This window comes from Bradyrhizobium sp. NBAIM08 (assembly GCF_020193935.1).
Classification (GTDB): Bacteria; Pseudomonadota; Alphaproteobacteria; order Rhizobiales; family Xanthobacteraceae; genus Bradyrhizobium; species Bradyrhizobium yuanmingense.
In genome coordinates, this window is record NZ_JADYVR010000816.1 from 1 (window position 1) to 412 (window position 412).

General features: G+C 38.6%; 1 protein-coding gene. It reads right to left on the bottom strand.

The window, feature by feature from the left end; all coding sequences use genetic code 11:
- Window positions 1–219 precede the first annotated feature (219 nt).
- On the bottom strand, window positions 220–412 hold a 193-nt coding region (locus tag I6F37_RS42205; protein ID WP_225154704.1), incomplete at its 5' end, for a hypothetical protein.

Genomic DNA, 412 nt, shown 5'->3' on the forward strand with positions numbered 1-412 from the left:
GTTCAATCGTTCCCGTTGGCTTTCATATTCGACTTGAACCACTCCTAAATTGATTTCGTCGTATTCGTCCATAATTTTTAATTCCAAAAAAATTTACTTACTTTGAAACCTACTTTGTATATTTAGGGTCGCCGAAAATTCTGCCATTTTAGAGATACTAAACATTTATAGAAAGGGCTAGTTTTTGCCGTTTCCAGCCCTTTTAAGCCGTTTTTACCATTAAAACGGTATATCTGCTTCACGGCGCATCTTTTCCGAATACCGCTCGTATTTCTGAAACTCGTTAAACTTGTAATCGTCTCGCAACTTATTGCCATAAACACGACGGGTTATTTTTTCGTGCAAACTGTGAGCAATTTGCTGGTCGGCTAAAGTTTCGCTCACGTCGGATTGAATCAAATTCGAGTAGAGC